Here is a 26,214-nt window from a genome sequence, read left to right as displayed (position 1 = left end):
AAAAGTTTGGCCCCCGGCAGGGCCGCCGGAGGCATCTTTAACCGGACTGCCTCCGGCGGCGAGGTGTGCCACCTCGAAAGCAGATTGCGAATGCGTTTTGCCCTTCGTTCCTCGGGTCAAATCACATCCGCCTTTAAAAACTTTATTCAAAAAGAGCCATTAAGACCTGTTTGTTAAACTTTTTAAAAGTTTAGCTCCCGGCAGGGCCGCCGGAGGCATCTTTAACTTGGCTGCCTCCGGCGGCGAGGGTGGTAGCCACTTAGGCAAAACACCTCGAAAGCAGGTTACCAATGCGCTTCCCCCCTCGTTTCTCGGGGAAAATCACATTCGCTATTGATTCAGATTAAGCTGAATCTATTTTTGCAACCTGCTTATTACACTTTTTAAAAGGTCAGCCCCCGCCAGGGCCACCGGAGGCAAACCTCTAAAGGCATTAGCCCTTCACCAAATATAAGGAATCGGGCTTGCATTTTTCGTTACGTTGTTATAACAATGTTCACAGTAAATACTATCGATCCGAATGGCCGTAATCGTTCCCTTCCCCCCACAGCTTAAACGGATGCCACGGAGAACGCCATGAGCCCCGACCTCAGTCCACAGCCCGCCACCACGCACCGGTTACCAGGGTCCGCCCCGGTTTCGCAGCGTCTATCCATGGGGGCCCACGGACCAGGGGACGAACGCTTGCCCGCCGACCCGAGCCATTCGCCCTCCCGCATCGACCACGGATCCGCCACCTCCTGCAACCCCGGCACTGAGCGCTGCCCCTTCCCTGCCGTCCACCGTGACCGCCACGCAGCCTCCCCCACTTCCGAAGGGGCCCTTGCCCTGATCGGCACCCGACCCACCCATTTCAGACCTGGAGCAGCAGCACACTGAGACCTGGGAGGGGGCGAAGGCGCGCGCCCCCTCCCAGACACCTCAGCCCATCCCATTGTCATTCCACCTGAAACGTTGTAGGAAAGAGACTCTCTGCCAAGGGTCCCCCTTTCGTTACGGACCCCCGGGCCGGGATCGTCGGGCCATGCCCTCTTCTTCGGGGTTGTAAGGCTTAAAGGGAGTCCCCGGTGCCTTTCCCCTCCTTATCCCATGCGGCAGAAACACCACTTTGACAAAGGGAGTAGACCATGGAAGCCATCAGAAAATCAGCACGAGAAAAAATGAAGGGATACTGCCGGGTCTGCCCGGTGTGCAACGGCAAAGCCTGTGCCGGAGAGGTACCGGGCATGGGTGGCCTGGGCACCGGTTCGGCCTTCCACGCCAACCTGGAAGCCCTGGATTCGGTACGATTCAACATGAAGCTTGTCCACGGCGTCAAGGCCCCGACAACCGACACCGAACTCCTCGGCCTCTCCCTTGCCATGCCCCTTCTGGCCGCCCCCATCGGCGGGGTCTCCTTTAACATGGGCGGGGGCGATGTCTCCGAAGGGGCCTACATCGACGCCATCGTGGCCGGCTGCAAAGAAAAAGGGCTCATCGGCTGCACCGGCGACGGGGTGCCGGAGGTGATCCACGCCTCGGGCAATGACGCCATCAAAAAAGCCGGGGGCCACGGCATCCCCTTTATCAAGCCCTGGGAAGAAAAAGAGTTCTTCGACAAGCTGGAAAAGGCCGAAGCCACCGGGGCCACCGTGTTCGGGGTGGACATCGATGCCGCCGGCCTCGTCACCCTGGCCAAGATGGGCCGCCCGGTCACCCCCATGACCGTTTCCGACCTTGAAAAGGTGATGAAAGCCACCTCCATGAAGTTCATCCTCAAAGGGGTGATGACCGTCCACGACGCCCTCTGCGCCAAAGAGGCCGGGGCCGAGGCCATCGTGGTCTCCAACCACGGGGGCCGGGTGCTGGACTCCACCCCGGGCACCGCCGAGGTCCTCCCGGAAATCGCCGAGGCCGTGGGCGCTGAGATGACCGTCCTGGTGGACGGGGGCATCAGGAGCGGGGGCGACATCCTGAAGATGCTGGCCCTGGGGGCCCACGGGGTGATGATCGGCCGCCCCTTTGCCATCGCGGCCGTGGGCGGACTGCAGCAGGGGGTTGAGACCTACATCGAGACCCTTCGAACCCAGCTCATCCAGGCCATGGTCCTCACCGGCACCGATGACGTCAACCGGGTGGAATCGGGGATTCTTCGGTAAAAAGTGCAAAAAAACGCCTCCGGCGGCCCTGCCGGGGGCCAAACTTTTAAAAAGTTTGATAAACAGGTTTTAAACACAGATTCAGGTTAATCTGAATCAGAGGCGAATGTGATTTTCCCTGAGAAACGAAGGGGAAAGCGCATTCGCAACCTGCTTTCAAGGTGGCACACCTTGCCGCCGGAGGCTGTTTTTTTTAAGAGTGTGACATAAAGTTATGGCATTGAAATTTACCGGGCCTTCCGCCCACCGAGACGACTACAGGCGCGTGCTTCACGTCAGCCTGCCCCTGGTGGCGGGCATGGCTTCCACCACGGTGATGGAATTCACCGACCGCATTTTTGTGGGGAACCACTCGGTGGCCGAGGTGGCGGCCGCCACCCCTGCAGGCATCGCCTACTTTCTTCCCCTCTCCCTTTTTCTGGGCACCGTGGGGTACGTGAGCGTCTTTATCTCCCAATACCGGGGGGCCAAGGTGGAAGAGCGCATCGGCAGCTGCCTCTGGCAGGGGCTCTGGCTCAGCCTCATGGCCGCCTTTCTCATGCTCGGGTACTCCTTCTGCGCCCGGCCCCTTTTTGACCTGGCGGGCCATGGAGAGACCATCGCCGCCTTTGAACGGATCTACTTCCGCACCCTCTGCCTGGGGGCTTTTTTCAGCCTGGGAAGCTCGGCCCTCTCCGGCTACTTCTCCGGCATGGGGCGCACCCGGCCCGTCATGGTGGTGAACCTTATGGGCATGGCGGTGAACATCCCGCTGGACTATTGCCTGATAAACGGCATCGGTCCTTTCCCCGAAATGGGCATTTTCGGGGCGGCCCTTGCCACCGTCGCGGCCTCGGCCCTCATCTTTCTTCTCTTTGCAGGCCTTGTTATCAGCCGGGAGGGGGGCCAGGGGCTGGGCCTCACCCGCTGGCTGCCCGTGCCCGCCCTCATGAAAAAGATCCTTCACTACGGGCTCCCCGGGGGCCTCCACCTCTTTCTGGATATTTTTGCCTTTACCTTCTTTGTCTTTCTCGTGGGCCGCTTAGGGGAGACGGCCCTGGCCGCCACCAACATCGCCTTGTCCATCAACTCCCTGGCCTTCATGCCCCTGTACGCCTTTTCGAGCGGCACCAGCGTCCTGGTGGGCAACCATCTTGGTGGCGGTGAGCTCAAAAAGGCCGAATCGGTCACCTTTGCCTCCCTGCACCTGGCCCTGGTTTATGTACTGCCCCTGTGCGCCCTCTTTCTTTTTGCGCCCGAAACCCTCATCAACCTCTTTGCCCCGGCCGGCGGAACCCCCGAGGCCTTCGCCCCGGTGCGGGAAGCAGGGGTCATCTGCCTGCGGTTCGTGGTGGTCTACCTCTTCTTCGACACCGTGGGCTTTGTCGCCTCCGGGGCCCTGTCCGGTGCCGGGGACACCCGCTACATCATGTGGGCCACCCTCATCTGCGCCCTCACCCTCATGATCCTTCCCGCAGGCATCGGCGTCCTTGCCCTGGGCTTTGGCCTCACCTTTGCCTGGTGCTGCCCCACCGTCTACATCGCCGGCCTCTGCCTGGCCACCGTCGCCCGCTACATCAAAGGCCCCTGGCGCTCCATGCGGCTGGTTCATGAGGAGATGCCTCCGGCGGCCAGGGGATAGTCGTCAATTCTCATAAAAAAGGCAAACCCCCAACCAGTTGGAATATCGACCAACCATCCATCATCAAGCGCTTACCCATACCCCCTGAATAAAAGGCGAATGCGATTTTCCCCGAGGAACGAGGGGAGAATCGCATTCGCAACCTGCTTTCGAGGTGGCACACCTCGCCGCCGGAGGCATGCTTTTGTTTTTTTCCTGAAACGACCTCCTTGCGTCAGATCCCTTTCCAGACAATCCGATACAGCACTCCGGCGTGGTCGTCGGAGACAAGGAGGCTTCCGTCGTCCATGACCGCCAGGTCCACGGGACGGCCGAAGACCTGGTTCCCCTTGTGCCATCCCGAGGCAAAGGGCTCGTAGGAGATGGGGGTGTTGCCGGAAAGCCGGACCAGGGTGATGCGATACCCGATCTTTTCGGAGCGGTTCCAGGAGCCGTGCTCGCAGATAAAGATCTGGTTGCGATAGGATGGGGGAAACCTGTTCCCGGTATAAAACCGCATCCCCAACGAGGCCACGTGGGGCCCCAGGGGCTGGGCAGGTGGGGTGGGCAAAAGCCCTTCGGGCAGCTCACCGAACTCAGGGTCCGGGACATCCCTGCCGTGGCGGTAGGGAAACCCGAAGTGAAGCCCGGCTTCGGGGGCGTGGTTCAGCTCGTCCGGGGGCAGGTTGTCCCCCAGAAGATCCCGGCCGTTGTCCGTAAACCAGAGTTCTCCGGTGAGGGGGTGCCAGTCCAGGCCCACGGAATTTCGCACCCCGTGGGCAAAGGGACGCACCTCTTTGGTGTCAACGTTAAGGGTGGTGATGGCCCCAAAGGGTGTGCCCAGGGTCTCGCACACGTTGCAGGGGGCGCCCACGGGCACGTAGAGAAGGCCATCGGGCCCAAAGCGGATCACCTTCAGGCCGTGCCATGTTTTGTCCGGGTAACGGGCCACCACCTCGGGGGGCGGCGGGGCATCGAGGCGGTCCATGATCTTCGGGTAGCGAAGGATGCGGTGGATCTCACCCACAAAGAGGTCCCCGTGGCGGAAAGCCACCCCGTTGGGTCGGTGAAGGCCGGTGAGCAGCACCCGCACGGTCTCGGCCCGTCCGTCGCCGTCCCGGTCCCATACCAGGTACACCCGGTCCTTTCGGGTCCCAACGAACCACGCCCCGGAGGGCCCCGGGGCAAGGGCCCTGGCATAGGGCACCTGGTCTGTGAACACCGAAATGGAAAAGCCTTCCGGCAGGTCGATGGCAGGGGCCGCCCAGGACTGCGGGGCAAGGGTCAGAAGCACCCCAAGAGCCAACCCCCAGCCAAGGGAGCCCTTGAGCTTACGAAGACACCACGGGATAGCCCGCCTCTTTCCAGGCGTCCACCCCGCCTTTAAGCGCTTTGGCATTGGGAAACCCTCCGGAAATCAATGTGGCCGCAACACCTGCGGCACTGTGTTCGTCGGTTCAGGCGCAGTAAAACACAATCTCCGTGGCTCGCGGCAGCATGGGCAGCCGCTCCTGGAACTGGGACAGGGAAAGGGCCCCGTCCAGCTGCGCCTTTCTGAACATCTCGTCCGATTCATAGGCACAGACAAGCCACGCCTTCTTTGCACGCTGCCTGCCTCGCACCTCTTGTGCGGTCACGCGGGGCACATCGGTCATCATCCACCTCCAGGAAAAAAGGGCAAAGGAAGCCGGGCGCCATGGGAACCGCCCGACAGGAAAGACCACGAAACCCACCGGATGGCAGATCGCCACGACAACGAGAAAAGGAAGAAAAAATGGTAACTATTCAGCTTGCCTCCGGCGGGTCGCTTTTTTGAAAAAAACTCTGCAAAAAACTTTTCTGATGCGAAAAAATGGAAATTATTTCGGCGGAGCCTGGAAAGGCTTACTTGAGACCTGTTTGTCAAACTTTTTAAAAGTTTGGCCCCCGGCAGGGCCGCCGGAGGCTTGTTTGAGCTGAATAGTTACGAAAAAATGAGAGAAAAATAGGGAAAAGAGAAGCCGGCACAGGGCCTGACTGACAGTTTATCACACGCCAGTCAAAACACAACGATCCAAAGGAGTTGGGCCCAATACGCCCCTTACGGGACCCTGCAAGAAATAGATTATTTCTATTTGTCCATAAGGCAAGATCTATTCAAACGATTTGACATCACCCGCCCGATTCGTTTGTTCTTCACCCCACCGACACACCTGAATTTTATACATTCACCGGCCCTAAGGGCCACAGCACGGGAGCGTTCCATGCATCGATCCAAACGCGTCATGGTGGTATGCCACTGCATCCTCAACGCCAACGCCAAAATCCACCCCCTGGCTCGAACCGCAGGGGTTTACCAGGAGGTCATCGCCCCCTGCCTCGAAAACGGGACAGGCCTGGTACAGCTCCCCTGCCCCGAGCTCTCCTACCTCGGCATGAAGCGCTGGGGCATGACCAAGGAGCAGTACGATGTCCCGGCCTTCAGGGCCCACTGCCGCGCCCTCCTGGCACCGGTGATAGACCAGCTGAGGCTCCTTGCCGACGACGGCTGCACCATCGAAGGGGTGGTGGGCATGGACGGAAGCCCCAACTGCGGGGTCCGAAAAACCTGCACCGGGTACACAGGCGGCGAGATCGCAGGGAGCACCACCCTGACCGAACAGATGGCCAACCTTGCCATGGTCAACGGCATGGGGGTCTTCTTTGAAGAGCTGTCCGCCCTGATGGAAAAAAACGGCCTCTGCGCCCCCTTTGACGCAGTGGATGAAAGCGAAGAATAACAAAAGCGGGGAAAAACGCGCCTCCGGCGGCAAGGTACGCCACCTTGAAAGCCGGTTTGCGAATGCGCATCGGGTGTCGTCACTCTGGGCTGAAATGCGTCCGCATTCGCGTGAAGAACGTGGAAACGCACAGCCCTTCGCTAACGCATGAGCTGCTGATGCTTCCGTCTCAATACACGGGTTAACATTAATCGAAATAACTCCGGCGGCGAGGTGAGCACCTCGAAGGCGTATTGCCACGGGCGCAGCCCGTCAGCGCATGTGGAAGGGCGAAGCCCCGGAGCATATGCGAACCTGGGCTCCAAGGGCTCAGGCCTTGGCCGCCGGAGGCATAAGAATCTAAAGGAGAAAACAATGAAACGAACCATGGCTGTGATGCTTGCGGCACTTTTTTTCAGCGGCGTTGCCCTGGCATCCGACGGGTCTTTGGAAAAGGTCCGAGCACAAAAGGAGGTGGTGGTGGGATTTTGCGCCCAGTACCCGCCCTTCGAGTCCAAAAACCTTGCAACCGGAGAGTTTGAAGGGTTTGACGTGGACCTTGCAAGGGCCCTGGCCAAGGAGATGGGGGTTTCGGTGCGCTTTGTGGATGCAGAGTGGCAGGGGCTGCTGGGCGGCTTGGGCAAGGGAGATTTCGACATGCTCCTCACTTGCATGTCCCGTTCCGAGGCCCGTAGCGCCAACGCCAACTTCAGCGATGTCTACTACCGCCTGGCCGACGTCATCGTGGTAAAAAAAGACAACCCGGACATCAAGGGCCTTGAGAATCTTACAGGCAAGGTGGTGGGGGTCCAGGTGGGCTCCGGCAGCGAGCAGCTCGCAGACAGCATGAAAGACCGGTTCAAGACCATCAAGCGCTACAACTACAACCCCGAGGCCTTTTCCGACCTGAAGTTTGGCCGTATCGATGCGGTCTTGGTGGGCGCCACCTTTGCGATTCGACAAAGCAAGGTGGACCCGTCCTACAAGGTGGTGGGTGCCCCCCTGGCCGAAGCCGAGATCGTGGCGGTGATGAAAAAAGGAGCCGATGCCCTGACCGAGGAGGTCAACGCAGCCCTTGGGCGCCTCAATAAAAGTGGAGAATACCGGGCCATCCATGACCGCTGGCTGGCCATGTAGGGGCTCAACAAAAAAACACATGCAACTGCTCAGCCTATGCCTCCGGCGGCCCTGCCGGGGGCTAAACGTTTGCCTGATCTTATAACGACGGGTTTAACAAACAGGTTTTAAGTCCATATGTTAAGTTTACGCCGACGCAAATACGGATGTGGTTTGACCCGAGGAACGAAGGGCAAAGCGCATTCGTAGACCGCTTTCAAGGTGGCACACCTCGCCGCCGGAGGCATCGCTTTTGTATGTTTAATTTTTGTACCGCCCCTAAGCAAAGGAGAGAAGGAGATGGAGGGCTTTCAATTTGAGGTGCTGCAACAGGCCTGGCCGCTGCTGCTGGCAGGGCTCAAGGTGACCTTGGGCCTTTCGGCAGCCGCCTTCGCCCTGGCCCTTGCCGTGGGCATCGCGGTGGGGGTTCTTCGCTCGGAGAGCCCCCTGTTCAAAGCGATTCTCTCCCCGTATGTGGAGGCCTTTCGGGGCACGCCCCTGCTCATCCAGCTCTTTTTCATCTACTACGGCCTGCCTTCCGTGGGGGTGACCCTGTCCAGCACCACGGCCGGTATCCTGGGGCTGGGCCTCAACGGCGGGGCCTACATCTCGGAGATCATCCGGGGGGCCCTCTTCTCCGTCCCCTCCGGCCAGAAGGAGGCCGCCACCGCCCTGGGCCTTTCCCGCCTCCAGGCCCTGCACTGCGTGGTGCTTCCCCAGGCCATCCGGGTGGCAACGCCCCCCCTGGTCAATGCGTTTTCCGCCCTTCTCAAGGACTCCTCCCTGGTATCGGTCCTGGCCATCACCGAGCTCACCCGGGCCAGCCAGCTCATCTACACCCGCACCTTCAGGGCCTTTGAGGTCTACCTTGCCGTTGGCCTCGTCTACTTTGTCCTCATCTACGCCGTCTCCCGCCTCTCCCGCCGTCTGGAACAACAAAAGGCATTTCCCTCCACGGCCTAACATGTGCAGAGAAACGCCTTCTTATGGTTAAAGTGCATGGAAAAGTCTGCCTCCGGCGGCGAGGTGTGCCACCTCGAAAGCAGGTTGCGAATGCGCTTTCCCCTTCGTTCCTCAGGGAAAAGCACATTCGCTGTCGATTTTGATTGGTCTGAGTCTGTTTTTTAAAGCCTGTTTATTAAACCCGTCGTTATAAAGTCAGGCAAACGTTTAACCCCCGGCAGGGACGCCGGAGGCATTTGGCCCTTTATGACCTATGACCCATCCCCTGTTTACCTTAATTCACCTTGCTTTCCTGATCTTCTCAATGCTCGCATCCGGCCCCAAAAGCACCATCATATCGCTCTCCTTGAGGACAAACTCCGCGGTGGGGATCATGTGCATCTTCTCCGGCACGAACTCCTTGATGGCCACCACCTGGACCCCGAACCGGTTGATGAGGTTGAGCTCTTTCAGGCTCTTGCCGATGAAGGGGGCGGGCACGGCCATCTGCACGATGCCGTGGCCCTCGATAAAGGGAAGGTAATCCAGCATGTCCGGGGTGTGGAGTTTTTCGGCCATGGAGATGGCCAGGTCCTTTTCCGGGAAAAAGACCTCCCCCACCCCGATCTTGTGGAGGATCCGGGTATGGGGCTCGCTGATGGACTTGGCCATGAGGTTGGTGACCCCGAGCTCCTGGAGGTTCAGCACCGTTAAAATGGAGTTGCTCAGAATCGAGCCGATGCAGACCACCACCCGGTCCATCTCGGCAAGACCCAGGCCGGCAATGGCCTCCGGGTCCGTGGTGTCGGCCACCAGGGCCCGGCTCACATGTCCCTTGATCTTCTGGACCAGGTTCGCATCCGCGTCTATTGCAAGCACCTCATGGCCCTTCTCATACAGGTGACAGGCCAGGTACCAGCCGTAGCTTCCAATGCCGATGACCGCAAACTGTTTCATCCTCATGTTCTCCCTTGGTTGATACGCGCCGCACATCGGCGGCCCCTGCTTCGCTTATACCCTTCCTGCATCTATTTTTCCAGCACCCGGCCCTCCCCGGCCGGTTCGCACCCACCAAAGCAGCCCCGCACGCCCATTCGTGCGCCGTTTCTGTGTTCCTTTTCCGGACCTTAGTTATAAAAGCAATTTCCATGCCGCAATACAAAATACTCACCTCCCCTATCACGCTGATTTAACAGCAGAGACACAGGGTTCTTAAGAAATTATCTTGACAAAAATATTCCATTTCTCATAGTATTGAATGGGCATTCATTCATAATCAACCGGGGACAAAAAAGCCCCCCTAATTTCCAGGCGGATCGACCGGAACCGTATGAAATCAGACAAATATCATCTTATTATTGAAGCAGCCATCACCGTCTTTGCCAAGCAGGGTTACTACCAGACCACCGTGGCTCAGATCGCTCGGGAAGCAGGTGTCGCCGACGGCACCATCTACCTCTACTTCAAGAACAAAGAGGACATCCTTCTCCAGATCTTCTCCTTCCGGGCCAAACAGATTTTCGACCAGTTTTACGATGCCGTGGCCCATTGCGACCACTCCGAAGAGAAGCTTCGAAGCCTGATCCGGAACCAGCTCACCGCCTTTCAGGCCGACAAGGGGCTGGCCGTGGTCTTCCAGGCCGAATCCCGCCAGGTTCGCAAATCAGACGCCCTCACCGAGCAGATCAACCAGATCTCCAAGCAGTACCGCAACCTGGTGGGAGAGATCGTGGAGAAGGGCCAGGAGGAGGGGTGCATGCGCAAAGACCTCTACCTCGGCCTGGTGAAACGCTTCATCTTAGGGGCCGTGGAAGAGGTGATCAACACCTGGGTCCTGGCCGGCGGGCGCTACGACCTGGCCTCCATGGCCGACCCCCTGGTGGACCTGTACATGCGGGGCATCGGCAACCCCGAGACATAACAGATGCAGAGAACGGCGGGGCCATCTTGGCCGCGCCTTTAACAACATTAGGTTCTAAGGAGAGAAGGAAACATGGCTCAAGTCATTTCAGAGCGCAGGGACGTGGAGTTTGTCCTGCATGAACAGTTCGAGGTGGGCAACTTAAGCAAAAACGACAGGTTTGCCGAGTTCAACAAGAAAACCGTGGACATGATCGTCAACGAAGCGCGAAACCTGGCCGTCAAAGAGCTTCTCCCCATCAACAAGGAGGGGGATGAGCAAGGGTGTACCTTCGAGGCCGGCAAGGTCATCGTGCCCGACTCCTTCAAGCGTGTCTACGACCTCTTCAACGAAGGGGAGTGGCTGGCCATGACCGAAGACCCCGAGTGGGGCGGACAGGGCATGCCCCACGTGGTGGGCCAGGCCGCCGCCGAGTACTTCAACGGGGCCAACTACCCCTTCATGATGTACGGCAACCTCACCCACGGCGCCGGTAAGCTCGTGGAGTCCTTCGGCACCGACGAGCAGAAGGCCACCTACCTGAAAAAGCTCTACACCGGGGAGTGGGGGGGCACCATGCTCCTCACCGAGCCCTGCGCAGGCTCCGACGTGGGAGCCCTTGAGACCGTGGCCACGAAGAACGCCGACGGCACCTACGCCATCAGCGGCTCCAAGATCTTCATCTCCGGCGGGGAGCACGAGATGGTGGACAACATCATCCACCCGGTCCTGGCCAGAATCGAAGGGGCCCCCGCCGGCACCCGCGGCATCAGCCTCTTTCTCGTGCCCAAGTACCTCGTCAACGACGACGGCAGCTTAGGCGCCTTCAACGACGTGGTCTGCACCGGCATCGAGCACAAGATGGGCATCCACGGCAACTGCACCTGCTCCCTGACCCTGGGCGGCAAGGGCCAGTGCGTGGGCACCCTCATCGGGGAAGAGAACAAGGGCATGGCCCACATGTTCCTCATGATGAACGAAGCACGCCTCCACGTGGGCATGCAGGGCTTTGCCTGCGCCACCGCCGCGTACATGTACGCCCTGGACTACGCAAAGCAGCGGGTCCAGGGGGCCAACCTCACCAAGCCCAAGGACGGGGGCGTGCCCATCATCCAGCACCCCGACGTGCGGCGCCAGCTCCTCACCATGAAGGCGTACGTGGAAGCCATGCGAAGCACCATCTACTACATGGGGCTGTTGCGGGACTACACCCACGTCACCGAGGACGCCGAGGACAAGGCCAGGTACGAAGGCCTCATCGAGATCCTCACCCCGGTGGCCAAGGGCTATGTCACGGACAGGGCCTTTGAGATGTGCAGCCACGCCGTCCAGGTATACGGCGGCTACGGCTTCATCGAAGAGTACCCCGTGGCCCAGCTCCTGCGCGACTGCCGCATCACCATGATCTACGAAGGCACCAACGGCATCCAGGCCATGGACCTCATGGGCCGCAAGCTCGGCATGAAAAAGGGCAAGGTCTTCATGGACCTCATGGCTGAAATCAGCAAAACCGTGGCCGAGGCCAAAGAGTTCCCCGCACTGGCTCCCTTCGCCGCCAAGGTGGAAGGCTCCCTCATGAAGCTGGGCGAGCTGGCCATGCACATGGGCAAAACCGCCATGAGCGAGAAGGTCCTCAGCGCCTTTGCCTACGCCCACCCCTTCCTGGAGGTCACCGGCGACGTGGTGATGGCCTGGATGCTCCTCTGGCGCGGAACCGCCGCAGCCAAGGGCCTTGAAAAGGCCAAGAAGAAGGACATCCCCTTCTACGAAGGCCAGATCAAGAGCCTCGACTTCTTCACCGGATGCGTGCTCCCCGTCACCGAGGGCAAGATGGAGATGATCAAGGCCACCAACAGCGCCATTGTGGACATTGCCGAGGAGTCGTTCATCTGCTAACGACGCCTCTGGCCCGACACGCGGGGCTCCGGGCGTAAACGTGAAGGGGCGGCGGGGCCGCCGCCCCTTCACGGGCACCCGCCCCATGGGGGTAAGTATCGGGAAGGGCGGCAAAAGCCGCCCGCAAAAAAAATGAACAGCCCCTTCCTTTGGGAAACGCCCCGGGGCGCCGAGTTTTTCTTGCATTTCTTCCCCTGAAACGCCCCGCAGTCCCTCACCGATTGTCTCGATTTTTTGCACGACCAGGGAACATTTATCTCACTCTCCTACACCTTTTAAGGTGAAAGGTGGATGGACACAAAACCTTGGCATTTATAACAGTAATGGATGTAATTACCCAATAAAGCTTATGATCGAAAGGGTGAAAGCTTTTTTACTTGACGGAACCGCGTTTGTCATTTACATTTGAAGGGTTATTCATTTTAATTATGGAGTAAAATGGCACTATTACTATGTGCTGTTTGAGGATATTGTATCATTTCAACTAAGGGAGAGAGGGAAAGCTAAGTATGGAACATCTTATTTCACCTGCCCATTCAATGATTTTGGGATTTATCCCGGGATGGCTGATTTCGTTTCTCTATGTGGTTGTCGGTGTGGGAATCTTTGCTTACATCATCGCAAAACGTCTGGCCCCCCTCGTCAAGGCGGCACCTGACAACAGCCGGTTTTCTAACATTCCAGCACGACTCAAGAACGTCTTTGTCGTCTGGCTGGGACAGATCAAACAGCCCCGTTACATGTTTGCCGGCGTGCTCCACATCATGATCTTCTTCGGGTTCCTGACCCTGGCGCTTCGGACCTGCTCCCTTGTTGTCATCGGCATGTTCCCGGATTTTGCCCTTCCCGGTCTGGCAGCAGACCAGCCCCTCGGCGCCGTCTACAACGTACTCAAAGACTACGCGGCCACCATCGTCTTCTTCGCCTGTTTCGTCGCTGCCATCCGGCGCGGGGTGTTCAAGCCCGCCCGTTACGCGGTGCCTGAGAAATACGGCCACGACCACACCGCCGAAGCGGTCTTCGTCTGCTGTATCATCATGGGCCTGATGCTCACCGAGAGCCTCTTCGAAGCCGTGCTTGTGGCTGCCGGTCACGAAGCGTTCCTGGCGCCCCTGACCCTGGCCTGGGCCTTCTCCAAGATCTTCGCCGGAGCCCCCCATGGCCTCCTGCAGTTCCTTCATGTGCTGTCTTACTACTGCCATGACACCCTCTTCTTCTTCTTCCTCTGCTTCCTGCCCCTGGGGAAACACTTCCACGTCATCACCTCCCTGTTCAACGTGCTCTTCATGCGCGTTCAGCGCGGCAACATCAAGCCCGTGGTTTACGGCATCACCGCCGAGGGCCTGGACGACCTGGAATCCTTTGGTGTCAAGAAGATCGAAGACTTTACCTGGAAACACATGCTGGACTTCTACACCTGTGCCGACTGCGGACGCTGCTCCGATCAGTGCCCGGCCAACCTGGTGGGCCGTCCCCTCTCCCCGCGCTTTATCACCATCAAAGCCAGGGACTACATGTTCAAGAACTACCCCCTTCGCGGGGACCTGAAAAAGAGCGAGCCCCTGGTCGGCTCCATTTATACAGCAGACGAGATCTGGTCCTGTACCACCTGCGGTGCCTGTGAGCAGGAGTGCCCCCTGGGCATCGAGTACATCGACAAGATCGTCGACCTTCGCCGCGGCCTGGTGGATGAAGGCGAAGTTCCCCAGACCCTCCAGAAGCCCATGAAGGCCCTCGGCAAGCGTGGCAACCCCTGGGGCAAGGTGGAGAAAAAACGCGCGGACTGGACCAAGGACAAGGAGTTCGCCGAAGAGTGCAGTGTCAAGATCATGGACAACGGGGACACCACAGACACCCTCTACTTTGTGGACTCCATCACCAGCTACGACGACCGCATGGTCAACATCGCCAAATGCACCTCCAAGATCCTGGACGCCGCCGGTGAAGACTTCTTCATTATCGGCAAGCAGGAGAAGGACAGCGGCAACGAGGTGGTCCGTTTCGGTGAAGAGATGCTCTTCCAGCAGTTGAAAGAGCAGAACGTCGAGGCCATCAACGAGTCCGGGGCCAAGAAGATCATCGCCTCCGACCCCCACGCCTACAACGCCTTGAAAAACGACTACCCCGAGCTGGATCTTCCCGTGGAGCACATCTCCGAGGTCATCGTTAAAAAGGTCAAGGACGGCACCCTCAAGCTCAAGCCCATCGAAGACCCCACCAAGGTCTACACCTACCATGACCCCTGCTACCTCGGCCGTCACAACGGTATCTACGACGATCCCCGTGACGCCATGGCCGCCATCCCGGGTCTGAAAATGGTGGAGATGGAGAAAAACCGAGACCGATCCCTCTGCTGCAGCGGCGGCGGTCTCATGCTCTTCTACGAGCCCCATGAAGAAGAGCGCATGGCCGTGCTGAGGGTCCAGATGGCCCATGAAGCCGGTGCCAATGTCATCGTCTGTGCCTGCCCCTTCTGCATGGTGAACATGGAAGACGCCATCAAGGTGGCTGGTCTCGACGATCAGCTGGAAGCCATTGAGCTCACCGAGCTCATCGATCAGCACATGGAAAAGTAGTCAACCAAAATGGGGCCGCATGTGCGGCCCCATGTATATTCCTGTGAATCGTGTGCCTCTATCCGCCGCCGGGGCATGACAAGTCCCTGACGGCGCAACAGATAAGAGATTGTCAAGATTCGGGTGTATATTAACTTTTTGGGAGGAATAACATGGAAATCTTAGTATGTGTCAAAAGAGTTCCCGACTCGGCTGAAAACGAGATCGAAATGAACGCCGAAGGCAACGACATCGAGCGTGACGATCTGGTTTTCTCCGTGAACGAGTGGGACAACTACGCTGTCGAAGAAGCCATTCAGATTGTTGACAACGTCGGCGGCACCGTAACGGTTGTCACCGTTGGCGATGACGAGTCCGATGAGGTGCTCCGTCGTGAAATGGCCATGGGCGCTGCCAAAGGCATCCTCCTGACCGACGACGCCTTCGAAGGCTCCGATTGCAAAGGCGTTGCCACCATCCTCAAAGGCTGCGTGGACAAAGGCAGCTACGACCTCATCTTCACCGGCGCCCAGGCCGACGAAGGGGCCGGCGCTGTGGGCGGCATGCTCGCCGCCATGCTCGACTACCCCTATGCGTCCCTGGTCAACAAAATTGAGACCGGTGACGGCAAGCTCACCGTCGGTCGTGAGATCGAAGGTGGCAACCAGGAGATGAACGAAATCGAAATGCCTTGCGTTCTCTCCATCCAGACCGGTATCAACGAGCCCCGCTACGTGGGTATCCGTGGTATCCGTCAGGTCTCCGGTGTTGAAATCCCCGAGTTCAGCGCTGCCGATCTGGGCGTTGACGCCGCCGCCGTAGGCGAAGCCGGTGCCAAGGTCAAGAAGGCCGACTACTTCGTTCCCGAGTCCGGTGACGGCGCTGAAATGCTCGAAGGAAGCAACGACGAGATCATCGAAAAACTCATCGAAATGCTTAAGGCGAATGGAGGGCTGCAGTAATGGCACAGGTATTTGCATATTTGGTACACACCGATGGCGTTCTTGATGACTCTGCAATGGAACTGGTTGTGGCCGCAAAGGCCGTAGGCGATGACGTCACCGCCATCGTTACCGGATCCGGCATCGACGCCGTGGCCGACGAAGCCGCCAAGATTTTCCCGAAAGTCATCAAAATCGATGACGCCGCCCTGGCTTACCCCAACGCCGAAGTGGTACGTAAAGCCCTGCTCAACGTGATCCCCGCAGGGTCCATCGTGATCTTCGCCAACAACACCTTCGCCATGGACTGTGCCCCCGGCCTTTCCGTCAAGATGGATGCTGCCTACGTCTCCGACATCATCGGCCTCGAAGCCGACGGCACCATCCTCAAGACCGTACGCCAGGAGTTCGGCGGCGAAGTCAACACCCACGTGGACGTGGACGCTTCAAACGGCGCTGTCGTGGCCCTTCGCCCCGGCACCTTTGCAGCCGACGAGTCCAAGTCTGCTGGTGGCAGCGTAGAAGCTGCTGCAGCCGGCGACCTGTCTGCCAAGCGCAAGTTCATCGAAATCGTTGAGCCCGAAGCAGGCGACGTGGACATCACCAAAGCGGACCTGCTCGTCTCCATCGGCCGCGGCATCGAGGACGAAGACAACATCGAAATCGCCCACGAGCTGGCCGAGGCCCTCGGCGCAGGTGCCGAAGTCTCCTGCTCCCGTCCCATCGTCGACGCGAAGTGGCTCGAGCCCTCACGCCAGGTGGGTACCTCCGGTTGCACCGTCAAGCCCAAGGTTTACCTTGCCTGCGGCATCAGCGGTTCCTTCCAGCACCTGGGCGGCATCAAGGGTGGCTTCATGATCGCCATCAACAAGAGCGAAAACGCCCCCATCTTCCAGGTGGCGGACGTGGGTATCGTTGCCGACATCCTCGAGTTCCTCCCCGAACTCACCGAGGCGGTCAACGACCTCTAAGAGATCTGCGGGGCTTTGCCCCCGCTCTCTGACCTGAAAAGCGAAAGGGCGCATCGACTCAGTCGATGCGCCCTTTTTGTATTTGAGCCAGCAAGGCCCCTCTCTCCATGGGTCGAGGGGGGAAGACGGGGGGCATTGGATCGTTTGCAGAGGTAGAAAAGGTGTCATGCCCACCGTATGGTACATACCGGCGGCCATGGTCCTTCTCAATTCGACAGCGGAGACACGTTCGCCCTGGTGCATAAAATGCACCCTACGCATCGCGGATGGTTCCATGTTTGCCGGTGTGTGAGCCGCTTCCATGCATGGTCAAAATGGCTCACCTTGCCGCTGCAGTTATTCCCGTTAAACTCAAGCAAATCCCAAAAGGTCTTCATCGTGTTTTTGGGCCTCTCCTGCAAAGACGGTTGCCACATGCCACACATCACGCGAATGCCCCGATAACGCAGGTAGAATGTCTGCCTTCATGCATTCGCCATAGGGTTTCAAGGTGCCCCCACCTTGACGCCGGAGGCCTCGCTTTTGGTCTATTTTCCGCTCTTCTCTTTCCTCTTTTTCACATCCGCAAGCCAGGCGGCCTGCTCCTTCTGGTAGGTCTCTTCGCTCTGTTCGGGGAGATTCGGGTCCACGGTACGTTTGGGGTCACCGGGCCTGTTTTCAAGGGATCGGAACAGGGAGATGAGGCGATCCACCTTTCCGGGTGCCATCCCTTCAGCCACGGCTGCCTGGGGGTAAAACCCGGTGAGAAGGATCAGGGAGGGCAGCACCAGCAAGGCCCCGATGGTGGTGGCCGTCATGGTCACGGCCATGAGCAGGCCAAAGAGGACCACGGCCACGAAGTTGGAGGTGGCCAGCACGAGAAAGCCCACCACAAGGGCCAGGGAGGTGTAGCTGATGGCCCGTCCCGAGACGGCCAGGGTCCGCAGCAAAGACTCTTCCCGGGAGAGATTCCCCAGGGCGTGGTGCCGGTAAGCCAGGAGAAAGTGGATGGTGTCGTCCACCCCGATGCCGATGGTGATGGAGGCGATGATGCTGGTGAGCATGTCCAGGTGGACCCCGAACCAGCCCATGATCCCGAAGTTGATCATCACCGCCGCCCCCATGGGCACCATGGAGAGAAGGGCGGCGTGGACAGAACGGAACCGGACCAGCACAATGCCGAAGATCACGGCCAGGCTCAGCAGCAGGCTGGAGAGCTGGCCCTTTACAATGTAATCGGTGACCTTGACGTCGATCTTCGGAAACCCCGTGATGTGGGCGGTGATCCCTTCGGGCAGGCTGCCATCCAGCCAGTCCTCGATCTCCCCCATGATCCGCCCGGTGCGGGCCGTGCCCACCGAGGCGCCGTCCCCGCTGTACAGGCGGCACAGGAGGTTCATCACCTGCCAGTCGGGGTCCACATAGGCCTCGAACTCATCGGGCCGTCCGTCGTCGTTGTCGTCTTCCCCCCCGTAGATCTCAAAATAGTCCAGCACATCGCCCGCGGAGTCGGGCAGGCGGTAGAAGGCGGGATCGTCCCCGTTCATGGCCCGGTGCATCACCATGAGAAAGTCGGTGAGGGAGTCCGTCCGCCCGATGCACCAGTCCGCCCGGTCGCTGCGGGTCAGCTCACGGCGAATCGCTTCGACCCTCTTGAGAAAGGCAGGGTCCAGGACCCCGCCGGGGGTCCCGCTGTCGATCAACAGGTTGAAGCCGGAGCGGCCCTTGAATTTTTCCCCCACGGCCCGGGCGCTGACGCGGATCTCGTCGTTCTTCTTGAAGTAGAGGAGAAAGTCGGACTCCACCTCCAACCGGTACATGCCCACCACACAAAACCCCAGGATGAGGACGGTGCCCGCCACCACGGCCCGGGGATGACGGGTCACCAGCCAGGAGAAGAGATGGATGCAGCGGTCCACGGGGTGACGTCGCCGTTTGGGGGAGGGTGCCTTAGGAACCCGCCCCACCAGAACCAGGATGGCCGGAATGAGAGACGAGGCCAGGATCACGGAGAAGACCACGCCCACCGCCGAGAGAAGCCCCCACTCCCGCACCGCGGAAAGACGGCTCGTGGCAAGGGTGGCAAAGGCGATCATGGTGGTCATCCCGGCAAAGAGGACCGTCTGGCTGATGTGCTCCATGGCAAGGCAGAGCCCTTCGGAAAAGCCCTTCTCCTGCATCAGCCGGGAGTCTGCAAGAAACTGATTGTAGATGTGGATGGCATAGGAGCTCCCCACGGAGACCATAAGCGGTGGCAGGGAGATCCCCAGGGGGGTGATGGAGTAGCCGAGGCGTCCCATGAGCCCCATGATCCACACCGTGGAAAGGACCAGGGAACATAGCGGGAGAAGAAACCCCAGGGGCGACCGAAAATTGATAAAAAACGTCACCCCCATCACCAGCACCACCAGGGGCAAAAACCGCCTCAGGTCCTTTTGCATGTAGGAGTTGAACCGCACGTTGACCACCGGCGACCCCTGGGGCAGGATCTCAAGGTCGTCCCGGGACTCGCAGATGGCGATCACCTCCCGGGAGATGCGGTCCACCCGGGGCCGCTTGCTGAAGGTCACCACGATGCCGAAATCCGTGATCTCACCGTCCCCGTTTTCCGCATAGATCCCGTGGCGGAAGGCCGGGTTGGCCCGCATCCTGTCCAGCACCGCCGAAACCTCCGCCTCGCTGGCCGGCATGATCCGCTGTCCGTCGTCGTCTTCTTCCAGGAGCTTGCCCGTGAACAGATCGTCCCCCTCGGCACGGATATCCGACACACTCATGGGGGAGACCACCCGTTTGACCGGCACTTCGGCCATGAGGGCCAGGCTCTCGCCCACCGCCTGCCGAAGAGTCTCCAGGGCCTTGGCATCAAGAAGCGTGCCTTTCTCCAGCTTGCGCGCCACCAGCCGGCGGAACAGGGGCCAGGTGTCGAGCTCATTCAAAAGCGCCTCCCGGGACAGCGAAGGTTCTCCCGACAAGGCCGTTAACCGTGCCATGCCCGCGTCCATCTCCGTTGCCGGGTAGTCCTTATACGCCTCAAGGTCCTGCACCAGGGTCTCCACCCGACCGAAAAACTCGGGGGTCAGGGCCTTTCCTGAGACCTCGATGATAAAAAACCGGCTGTTGTCCCCGTAGATCTCCTTGGCCGTTTCGTTTTGAAGGTAGTCGGGGTCGTCCCGGGGCATGAAGGCATCCAGGGCGTTGTTAAAGGTCAGAAGCCCCAGGCCCGGGGCCAGGTAGGCCGTGATGATGGAAAGCACCCCCAGGATCATAAGGGGATGAGCAATGACAAATCGAATGTAGCGTCTCATAGATTTCACCTGTGTCAATAAAGAGCTGATACCGTTTCACACCCAGTATTTGTACGACAGGTAAAACAAAAGGACAAAAAAAAACGTCCCTCTCAGGATCAAACAAATGCCTCACCGACAAAAGCCCAACGAATGGCCTCCGGCGGCCCTGCCGGGGGCTAACCTTTTGCCTGATCTTATAACGACGGGTTTAATAAACAGGCTTTAAAAACAGGCCCAAGCCAATCTTAATCAAAGGCGGATGTGATTTTCCCTGAGGAACGAAGGGGAAAGCGCATTCGCAACCTGCTTTCGAGGTGGCACACCTCGCCGCCGGAGGCCATCCCCCTTTTATTTCTTCACCCGGGCGCGGGTAACGGCGTATTTTCCGAATTTTTCACGGATGGCATCCACGCTGTGCTCCACCTTTTCCCAGCCGTCGTCCCGGGCGTCTCGGCGGGCGACCTGGCCGAAGAGGTCCAGCTGGCTGGGGGCAGCGGATTCATCATGGGTGAACTGGGAGCAGCCGAGGCCCACGAGGCGGATGCGCTGGCCCTTCCACTCCCTGTCAAAGAGGGCCACGGCCTCCTCGTAGATGCGCCCGGAGAGGTGGGTGGGCTTGGAAAGGGTGGTTTGGCGGGTGATGCGCCGGAAATCGGCAAAGGTGAGCTTGATGGCCACGCGCCGGGCAAAAAGGCCCTTCCGGCGAAGCTGGGCGGCCACCTCGTCGGCCTGGGCCAAAAAACGGGCGTGGACAAAGGCCGGATCCGTGGTGTCTTTTTCTAGGGTGGTCTCGCAACTGATGCTCTTGGCCTCGTCGGCCTCGGCCGAGACCTGTGACGCATCCCGCCCCCAGGCCAAGGCGTAAAGGCGCTCCCCGGCCTGGCCCATTTTACCGGCCAGGGCCTGGGCGGGGTACGCCCTGACATCCCCCAGGGTCTTGATGCCCAGCTCGTCCAAGAGGGCCACGGTCCGCTTGCCCGCCCCCGGGACCTTTTTCACGGGCAGGCCCACCAGAAAGGCGTCCAGGGCCTCGGGGGCGACCACGTAAATCCCGTTGGGCTTGTTGATGTCCGAGGCGACCTTGGCCACGAATTTTATGGGGGCCACCCCCACACTGCAGGTCAGGCCCGTTTCCTCGGCCACCCGACGTCGAAGGGTTTGGGCGATGGTCTCGGGGGGGCCGAACAGGCCTTCGCACCCCGTGACATCCAGGTAGCCTTCATCGATGGAAACCTGCTCCACCAGAGGCGTGTAGTCCCGGCAGATGGCAAAGACCCGTGCCGAGATCTCTTTGTAGCGCCGCCGGTTGCCGGGAACCACCCGGGCATGGGGACAGAGCTTCAAGGCCTCGTAGAGGGGCATGGCCGAGTGCACCCCGTAGCGGCGGGCCTCATAGCTTGCCGTGGACACCACCGACCGGGCGGAGTGGCCCGAGACCACCACGGGCTGACCCCGGAGTTCGGGGTGGTCCAGCTGTTCCACAGCGGCAAAAAACGCGTCCATGTCGAGGTGAAGAATCATGTCCAATGGCCATAGATAAAGGGTAACGGTTCAGGTATGCCTCCGGCGGCAAGGTGTGCCACCTTGAAAGCAGGTTGCGGATGCGTTTTGCCCCTCGTTCCTCGGGACAAATCACATCCGCCTTTAAAGCAAAATTCATCAAAAAAAGTTTTTTTAAAACCTGTTTGTTAAACTTTTTAAAAGTTTAGCCCCCGGCAGGGCCGCCGGAGGCATAACCTGAATAGTTCAAAAAGCTTTGCAAAAACATGCCGGTCCCCCCTTTTTTGGCGATCAGCACCGTGGGGTGAGCACCAAAAGGAGATGTTTATTCGCGAAAGCTAAAACCACCGGCAAGCCAAGGCACCCGAATAAAAGGAAATGGCTCTCAAAGCCTGTTTGTCAAACGTTTCAAAAGTTTGGCCCCCCGAGGCGTGTTGAACTCAGGGTAGCATCGGCCCCCGCGCTTTTCAACATGGAGAGGGAACACAGGGGCATCGCCCTATGTTGATATATAATATATCAGATATCTTACACCATATCCAAAAAGGGAACCAAAATCCCGCCGGAGCATGCTCCCCTTTCCTGACAACCCAGACCACCACCTGAGCCGGTACGCGGCAATGTCAAACAGCCGACTCCCCTCCCTGGCCGAGCACCGGCCAAACCCTCTAAAATCAATGAGGATTCTCAGATTCCGACACCGCCCTCTTCAGGCCCTGTAAATTCAGATTCCGGGCAGCCTGAAATTTAGTCGCCAGAAATTACAAATTTGTTGCCTTCACCCCGGTTTTTCCCTATCACTGACCCAAGGCGGCATCTTGGGAAGGACGCACCTTCAGTCTGCCGCCCCCACCCGACGGCAGGGCCGACACCTGTCGCCGGTCCCCTTATCAAAAGGCAGATCCCTGGCCCGCCGGGGAGTCGATGCCATTTCAGAGCCTTTGGGAGACGGCATGAAACGCCTGAACGAGACGAGACTCTTCTTTGAAATCAGCAAAGCCCTTCACGAGCACCTCGACCTTAAAAACGCCCTTTACAATGTGTTGAACATCCTTGAAGAGGGGATGGATATGGAGCGGGGCACCATCACGCTCTTAAACCCGCGGCGCAACGAAATCAGCATCGAGGTGGCCCACGGCCTCTCCAAGAGCGCCATGCGCAAGGGAAAGTACAGGCCCGGCGAAGGGGTCACCGGCAGCGTCTTTGAAAAAGGCGAACCCGTTGCCATCCCCAAAATCAGCGAAGAGCCCCTCTTTCTGGACCGCACCGCATCCCGCAAGCACAACGGGGTGGAGTACTCTTTTTTCTGCGTGCCGGTCATCAAGGGCAAGCGGGTCATCGGCGCCTTGAGCGTGGACCGCCCCTTTGAGGCGAACTTTTCCCTGGTCGAAGGCACGGAGATCCTCTCGGTGGTGGCCACCATGATCGCCACCCACGTGATCAACCTGGAGAGGATCAACCGGGAAAAGGAAAAACTCAAAGAGGAGAACACCCGCCTGCGAACGGAACTTGAAAACAAGTACCGCTTCACCAACATCATCGGCAACTCCAACAAAATGCGGGAGGTCTACCAGATGATCTCCCAGGTGTGCAAGAGCAACGCCACGGTGCTGGTCAGGGGCCAGAGCGGAACGGGCAAGGAGCTGGTGGCCAACTCCATCCACTACAACTCCAACCGCGCCAAGCACCCCTTTATCAAGGTCAACTGCGCAGCCCTGCCGGAAAACCTCATCGAGAGCGAACTCTTCGGCCACGAAAAGGGGGCCTTTACCGGCGCCATCAACCAGAAGCATGGAAAGTTCGAACTGGCCCACAAGGGGACCCTCTTTTTAGACGAGATCGGCTCCATCAGCCTGGATGTTCAGGTGAAGCTTTTAAGGGCCCTGCAGGAGAAAGAGTTTGAACGGGTGGGGGGCCATCGCACCTTCAAAAGCGATGTCCGGATCATCACGGCCACCAACAAAAACCTGGAACAGGCCGTGGACGAGGGGAGCTTTCGAGGCGACCTCTACTACCGGCTCAACGTCTTCCCCATCTTCCTTCCCCCCTTAAAAGAGCGCAAAACCGACATCCTCCTTCTCGCCGACTACTTCGTTGAAAAATACGCCAAAGAAAACGAAAAAGAGATCCGGCGCATCTCCACCCCGGGCATCGACATGCTCATGAGCTACCACTGGCCGGGCAACGTCCGGGAGCTTGAGAACTGCATCGAACGGGCCGTGCTCCTCTGCAACGAAGGGGTGATCCACGGCTACCACCTCCCGCCGACCCTCCAGACGGGTACCGAGTCCGGCACCCTGCCGGCCAAGACCCTGGAGGAGGCCACGGCCAACCTGGAACGGGAGATGATCATCGATACCCTCAAAAACACCCGGGGCAACATCACGTCAGCCGCCCAGATGCTCGGCACCACCGTCAGGAAGTTCTCCTACAAAGCACAGAAATACGACATCCACTACAAGGATTACCGGTAAGAAGGGGCGGCAGGTAAGGTGAGCCACCTTAAAAAATGATTGCCGCAGTGCTTGGGCCCTCGTTCCTCGGGTCAAAGCGCTGCGGGATTTTTTATGGGGTATGTGTATGAATCTTCAGAGCCTGAAAAAGTGCTGCCTCCGGCGGCGAGGTGTGCCACCGCGAAAGCAGGTTGCGACTGCGCTTTCCCCTTCGTTCCTCAGGAAAAATCACAGTCGCCATTAATGCGACATTCATTCAAGAAGATGTTTTAACACCTGTTTATCAACCTTTTCAAAAGGTTGGCCCCCGGCAGGGCCGCCGGAGGCTATTGCCGCTGCATTCCGTGGCCCAGGAGACGCGGGGCAAGGCCTAAATCCTGGGAGACCCCGATGCGGACATCCGTTGCGGAGCCCCGTGCATCAAGGACAATCACGCACCAGCGGCTTTTCTTGTTGAACATAAGGATGGTGGACGGCTCGGTGACAAAGGCTGTCACCAGCACCCACTCCTTTTTCTTGAGTTCCGCCCTGAAAAAAATCTCCAGGGAGGTTTTAAGGACCCGGCCGGTGTAGACGATGAGCCCGGTCTTCTCCCCGCGGGTCTCCATCATCAGGGTGTGCTCGGCCACCTCGTAGAGTTCCCCGGGAACCGGAATGTCGCCGAACTGGGAGAGAAAGGGCCGAACCTCCAGGAACCTTTCTTCCTTCTGGACCTGTCGGGAGCGAAGGTAGGCCGCCCTTCTGTCCACCGGTTCAACCCGCGCCACACAGGAGGCCATCAGACACATCCCAACAAAAACGAAAAAAAACCGACATCGGATCCACCCGGGTTGTGCCATGACCTCTCCTACGCTGCGTCGTTACAGATCCACCATCATTGAAAAAACGTGAAGGCCGGGACGTGCGGCTCCGGAACCTTTCGCTCCGTGCCGGTTGACCATGGGGCCCTTTTGTTGCCGCCCGCCTGATGCGAGCTCCGTTTGCGAGGGACCCCACTACTCTTTTCGGACAATTGGCCCGTAAGCTTTACCGCTCCTTTGGGACACAGGCCAGTGGAAACATAGGTGTTCCCTCCCATGGCATGTTATCCGCCGAGCAAGGCAGCGGTTGATCTTTGCCCGGTTCCGGTCTACCTTTTGGATCAACCATCCACCTCAATTTCCCCGGAGCTCCCATGACCGATGTCACCCTCGACCCCCGACTGGAAAACGACTGCTTCACCCTGGGCACCCTAAACGGACTCTGCCTGCTTCTCATGAATAACAAAAAGGTCCCCTGGTTTATCCTTGTTCCCCCCACCGACAAAACCGAGCTCTACGAGCTGGAGGCCCCGCTCCAGGAAGCCATCCGCCAGGCGGTCTGCACCCTGTCCCGTCTCACCAAAGAGACCCTGGGCGCGGAAAAACTCAACGTGGCCGCCATCGGCAACGTCGTCTCCCAGCTCCACATCCACGTGGTGGGCCGCTTCGCCGCGGACTATTGCTGGCCCGCACCGGTCTGGGGCGCCCCCGGCGCCGAGCCCTACACCGACACCGAGGCCCAGGACCTCATCGCCACCCTCAACGCTGGCCTTGGCGACGCCTTTCTCTCGGTTCCTTGAAGGCCTTCTATAGTTAAGGCCGGGTTAGAGGGTTCAGAAAAAACAAAAGCGATGCCTTCTATGGTTAAAGTGGGCAGGGAAAACCTGCCTCCGGCGGCCAGGGGATGATCCCCTAAACCCCAGGTTGCGAAAGCCCTCCCCCTTCGTTCCTCAGGGTGAGGGCTTCCGCGAAGATTTCTGTTAAATTGAGCAAAACCTGTTTGTCAAACTTTTCAAACGTTTGGCCCCCGGCAGGGCCGCCGGAGGCGTCTTTAACCTGGCTGCCTCCGGCGGGTCGCTTTTTTGAAAAAAAGCTCCGCAAAAAACGTTTCTAATGTGAAAAAGTGGAAATTATTTCGGCGGAGCCTGGAAAGGCTTGCTTAAGACCTGTTTATCAAACTTTTTAAAAGTTTGGCCCCCGGCAGGGCCGCCGGAGGCACGCTCCACCCACGCGGTGCTGCCGGTCTCCCGGTTGGGGGAGAGGCGCAGGTGGTGGGTGATGCAGGAGAGGGTGTCGGTCTCGGTGTGGGTGACATAGATCAGGGTGGTTTTTCCGCTCATGCCCACCCGGTCGGCCAGATCCAGGACAAATCGGCTGTTGGCATCGTCCAGGCCCTGG

The 26,214-nt window shown here is 59.0% G+C and carries 19 protein-coding genes and 1 pseudogene; 13 read left to right on the top strand and 7 right to left on the bottom strand.

What is annotated here, in order from left to right; genetic code table 11:
• The first annotated feature begins 576 nt into the window (after positions 1-576).
• The 3 genes from BLQ12_RS27190 to BLQ12_RS26035 all read left to right on the top strand — a co-directional run bounded on the left by BLQ12_RS27190 (position 577) and on the right by BLQ12_RS26035 (position 3,759).
• Positions 577-879: a hypothetical protein gene (locus tag BLQ12_RS27190; RefSeq protein WP_139164124.1), complete on the top strand. Its 303-nt coding sequence runs from the start codon at positions 577-579 to the stop codon at positions 877-879.
• A 248-nt stretch (positions 880-1,127) separates the two neighbouring features.
• Positions 1,128-2,138, top strand: a complete 1,011-nt coding sequence (locus tag BLQ12_RS26040; RefSeq protein WP_092215794.1) for an alpha-hydroxy-acid oxidizing protein — start codon at positions 1,128-1,130, stop codon at positions 2,136-2,138.
• Positions 2,139-2,352: 214 nt separating this feature from the next.
• Positions 2,353-3,759, top strand: a complete 1,407-nt coding sequence (locus tag BLQ12_RS26035; RefSeq protein WP_092215791.1) for an MATE family efflux transporter — start codon at positions 2,353-2,355, stop codon at positions 3,757-3,759.
• Positions 3,760-3,973: 214 nt separating this feature from the next.
• Here the strand turns inward: BLQ12_RS26035 and BLQ12_RS26030 are convergent, their stop codons facing one another.
• Both BLQ12_RS26030 and BLQ12_RS26025 read right to left on the bottom strand, forming a co-directional pair.
• A complete protein-coding gene (locus tag BLQ12_RS26030) occupies positions 3,974-5,137 on the bottom strand; it encodes a PQQ-dependent sugar dehydrogenase (protein WP_092215790.1) in 1,164 nt (387 codons plus the stop codon).
• A gap of 58 nt (positions 5,138-5,195) precedes the next feature.
• Complete coding sequence (locus tag BLQ12_RS26025; protein ID WP_139164123.1) at positions 5,196-5,396, bottom strand: rhodanese-like domain-containing protein; 201 nt, start codon at positions 5,394-5,396, stop codon at positions 5,196-5,198.
• Between the two features lie 585 nt (positions 5,397-5,981).
• Between BLQ12_RS26025 and BLQ12_RS26020 the strand changes: the two genes are divergently transcribed.
• The 3 genes from BLQ12_RS26020 to BLQ12_RS26010 all read left to right on the top strand — a co-directional run bounded on the left by BLQ12_RS26020 (position 5,982) and on the right by BLQ12_RS26010 (position 8,555).
• Positions 5,982-6,497 carry a CD3072 family TudS-related putative desulfidase gene (locus BLQ12_RS26020; protein ID WP_092215786.1) on the top strand — a complete coding sequence of 172 codons (516 nt, stop codon included), beginning with the start codon at positions 5,982-5,984 and terminating at the stop codon, positions 6,495-6,497.
• A 354-nt stretch (positions 6,498-6,851) separates the two neighbouring features.
• Positions 6,852-7,613, top strand: coding sequence for an ABC transporter substrate-binding protein (locus BLQ12_RS26015; RefSeq protein ID WP_092215784.1), 762 nt, complete (start codon positions 6,852-6,854; stop codon positions 7,611-7,613).
• A 279-nt stretch (positions 7,614-7,892) separates the two neighbouring features.
• On the top strand, positions 7,893-8,555 hold the full coding sequence (locus BLQ12_RS26010; protein ID WP_092215782.1) for an amino acid ABC transporter permease: 663 nt from the start codon (positions 7,893-7,895) through the stop codon (positions 8,553-8,555).
• A 279-nt stretch (positions 8,556-8,834) separates the two neighbouring features.
• Here BLQ12_RS26010 and BLQ12_RS26005 read toward each other — a convergent pair whose 3' ends face one another.
• Positions 8,835-9,491, bottom strand: a complete 657-nt coding sequence (locus BLQ12_RS26005) for a potassium channel family protein (protein ID WP_092215779.1) — start codon at positions 9,489-9,491, stop codon at positions 8,835-8,837.
• Positions 9,492-9,864: 373 nt separating this feature from the next.
• Here BLQ12_RS26005 and BLQ12_RS26000 point away from each other — a divergent pair, with 373 nt between their 5' ends.
• The 5 genes from BLQ12_RS26000 (at position 9,865) to BLQ12_RS25980 (ending at position 16,797) form a co-directional block, all read left to right on the top strand.
• The gene (locus tag BLQ12_RS26000; RefSeq protein WP_092215777.1) at positions 9,865-10,455 is read left to right on the top strand and encodes a TetR/AcrR family transcriptional regulator; all 591 of its coding nucleotides are present in this window, start codon (positions 9,865-9,867) and stop codon (positions 10,453-10,455) included.
• A 72-nt stretch (positions 10,456-10,527) separates the two neighbouring features.
• Positions 10,528-12,330 carry an acyl-CoA dehydrogenase gene (locus tag BLQ12_RS25995; RefSeq protein WP_092215776.1) on the top strand — a complete coding sequence of 601 codons (1,803 nt, stop codon included), beginning with the start codon at positions 10,528-10,530 and terminating at the stop codon, positions 12,328-12,330.
• Between the two features lie 509 nt (positions 12,331-12,839).
• Positions 12,840-14,906 carry a (Fe-S)-binding protein gene (locus BLQ12_RS25990; protein WP_092215774.1) on the top strand — a complete coding sequence of 689 codons (2,067 nt, stop codon included), beginning with the start codon at positions 12,840-12,842 and terminating at the stop codon, positions 14,904-14,906.
• 152 nt (positions 14,907-15,058) lie between these two features.
• Positions 15,059-15,847 carry an electron transfer flavoprotein subunit beta/FixA family protein gene (locus BLQ12_RS25985; protein WP_092215772.1) on the top strand — a complete coding sequence of 263 codons (789 nt, stop codon included), beginning with the start codon at positions 15,059-15,061 and terminating at the stop codon, positions 15,845-15,847.
• A complete protein-coding gene (locus BLQ12_RS25980) occupies positions 15,847-16,797 on the top strand; it encodes an electron transfer flavoprotein subunit alpha/FixB family protein (RefSeq protein WP_092215771.1) in 951 nt (316 codons plus the stop codon). Before BLQ12_RS25985 ends, BLQ12_RS25980 begins: the two co-directional genes overlap by 1 nt.
• Before the next feature lie 527 nt (positions 16,798-17,324).
• Here BLQ12_RS25980 and BLQ12_RS25975 read toward each other — a convergent pair.
• Both BLQ12_RS25975 and dinB read right to left on the bottom strand, forming a co-directional pair.
• Complete coding sequence (locus tag BLQ12_RS25975) at positions 17,325-20,081, bottom strand: efflux RND transporter permease subunit (protein ID WP_092215770.1); 2,757 nt, start codon at positions 20,079-20,081, stop codon at positions 17,325-17,327.
• 330 nt (positions 20,082-20,411) lie between these two features.
• The gene (dinB, locus tag BLQ12_RS25970; protein WP_092215797.1) at positions 20,412-21,584 is read right to left on the bottom strand and encodes a DNA polymerase IV; all 1,173 of its coding nucleotides are present in this window, start codon (positions 21,582-21,584) and stop codon (positions 20,412-20,414) included.
• Between the two features lie 932 nt (positions 21,585-22,516).
• Between dinB and BLQ12_RS25965 the strand changes: the two genes are divergently transcribed.
• Complete coding sequence (locus BLQ12_RS25965) at positions 22,517-24,037, top strand: sigma-54 interaction domain-containing protein (protein ID WP_092215768.1); 1,521 nt, start codon at positions 22,517-22,519, stop codon at positions 24,035-24,037.
• A 305-nt stretch (positions 24,038-24,342) separates the two neighbouring features.
• Here the strand turns inward: BLQ12_RS25965 and BLQ12_RS25960 are convergent, their stop codons facing one another.
• Entirely contained in the window at positions 24,343-24,795 is a 453-nt protein-coding gene (locus tag BLQ12_RS25960; protein WP_139164122.1) for a hypothetical protein, read from the bottom strand.
• A gap of 395 nt (positions 24,796-25,190) precedes the next feature.
• Here BLQ12_RS25960 and BLQ12_RS25955 point away from each other — a divergent pair, with 395 nt between their 5' ends.
• Positions 25,191-25,616 carry an HIT domain-containing protein gene (locus BLQ12_RS25955; RefSeq protein WP_092215763.1) on the top strand — a complete coding sequence of 142 codons (426 nt, stop codon included), beginning with the start codon at positions 25,191-25,193 and terminating at the stop codon, positions 25,614-25,616.
• Positions 25,617-25,946: 330 nt separating this feature from the next.
• On the opposite strand, the pseudogene BLQ12_RS27610 reads toward BLQ12_RS25955, so the two are convergent.
• A pseudogene (locus BLQ12_RS27610) lies at positions 25,947-26,214 on the bottom strand (hypothetical protein); the annotation flags it as partial.

Source organism: Desulfoluna spongiiphila, from assembly GCF_900101345.1.
Classification (GTDB): Bacteria; Desulfobacterota; Desulfobacteria; order Desulfobacterales; family Desulfolunaceae; genus Desulfoluna; species Desulfoluna spongiiphila.
Note: the sequence above shows the minus strand (reverse complement) of the source record. Positions and strands in the feature narration are given on the sequence as shown.

Bases quoted from the DNA above. Each gene is read 5' to 3' on its own strand.
- BLQ12_RS27190 (WP_139164124.1), top strand. From the start codon at position 577: ATGAGCCCCGACCTCAGTCCACAGCCCGCCACCACGCACCGGTTACCA.
- BLQ12_RS26040 (WP_092215794.1), top strand. From the start codon at position 1,128: ATGGAAGCCATCAGAAAATCAGCACGAGAAAAAATGAAGGGATACTGC.
- BLQ12_RS26035 (WP_092215791.1), top strand. From the start codon at position 2,353: ATGGCATTGAAATTTACCGGGCCTTCCGCCCACCGAGACGACTACAGG.
- BLQ12_RS26030 (WP_092215790.1), bottom strand. From the start codon at position 5,137: ATGCCAAAGCGCTTAAAGGCGGGGTGGACGCCTGGAAAGAGGCGGGCT.
- BLQ12_RS26025 (WP_139164123.1), bottom strand. From the start codon at position 5,396: ATGATGACCGATGTGCCCCGCGTGACCGCACAAGAGGTGCGAGGCAGG.
- BLQ12_RS26020 (WP_092215786.1), top strand. From the start codon at position 5,982: ATGCATCGATCCAAACGCGTCATGGTGGTATGCCACTGCATCCTCAAC.
- BLQ12_RS26015 (WP_092215784.1), top strand. From the start codon at position 6,852: ATGAAACGAACCATGGCTGTGATGCTTGCGGCACTTTTTTTCAGCGGC.
- BLQ12_RS26010 (WP_092215782.1), top strand. From the start codon at position 7,893: ATGGAGGGCTTTCAATTTGAGGTGCTGCAACAGGCCTGGCCGCTGCTG.
- BLQ12_RS26005 (WP_092215779.1), bottom strand. From the start codon at position 9,491: ATGAAACAGTTTGCGGTCATCGGCATTGGAAGCTACGGCTGGTACCTG.
- BLQ12_RS26000 (WP_092215777.1), top strand. From the start codon at position 9,865: ATGAAATCAGACAAATATCATCTTATTATTGAAGCAGCCATCACCGTC.
- BLQ12_RS25995 (WP_092215776.1), top strand. From the start codon at position 10,528: ATGGCTCAAGTCATTTCAGAGCGCAGGGACGTGGAGTTTGTCCTGCAT.
- BLQ12_RS25990 (WP_092215774.1), top strand. From the start codon at position 12,840: ATGGAACATCTTATTTCACCTGCCCATTCAATGATTTTGGGATTTATC.
- BLQ12_RS25985 (WP_092215772.1), top strand. From the start codon at position 15,059: ATGGAAATCTTAGTATGTGTCAAAAGAGTTCCCGACTCGGCTGAAAAC.
- BLQ12_RS25980 (WP_092215771.1), top strand. From the start codon at position 15,847: ATGGCACAGGTATTTGCATATTTGGTACACACCGATGGCGTTCTTGAT.
- BLQ12_RS25975 (WP_092215770.1), bottom strand. From the start codon at position 20,081: ATGAGACGCTACATTCGATTTGTCATTGCTCATCCCCTTATGATCCTG.
- dinB (WP_092215797.1), bottom strand. From the start codon at position 21,584: ATGATTCTTCACCTCGACATGGACGCGTTTTTTGCCGCTGTGGAACAG.
- BLQ12_RS25965 (WP_092215768.1), top strand. From the start codon at position 22,517: ATGAAACGCCTGAACGAGACGAGACTCTTCTTTGAAATCAGCAAAGCC.
- BLQ12_RS25960 (WP_139164122.1), bottom strand. From the start codon at position 24,795: ATGGCCTCCTGTGTGGCGCGGGTTGAACCGGTGGACAGAAGGGCGGCC.
- BLQ12_RS25955 (WP_092215763.1), top strand. From the start codon at position 25,191: ATGACCGATGTCACCCTCGACCCCCGACTGGAAAACGACTGCTTCACC.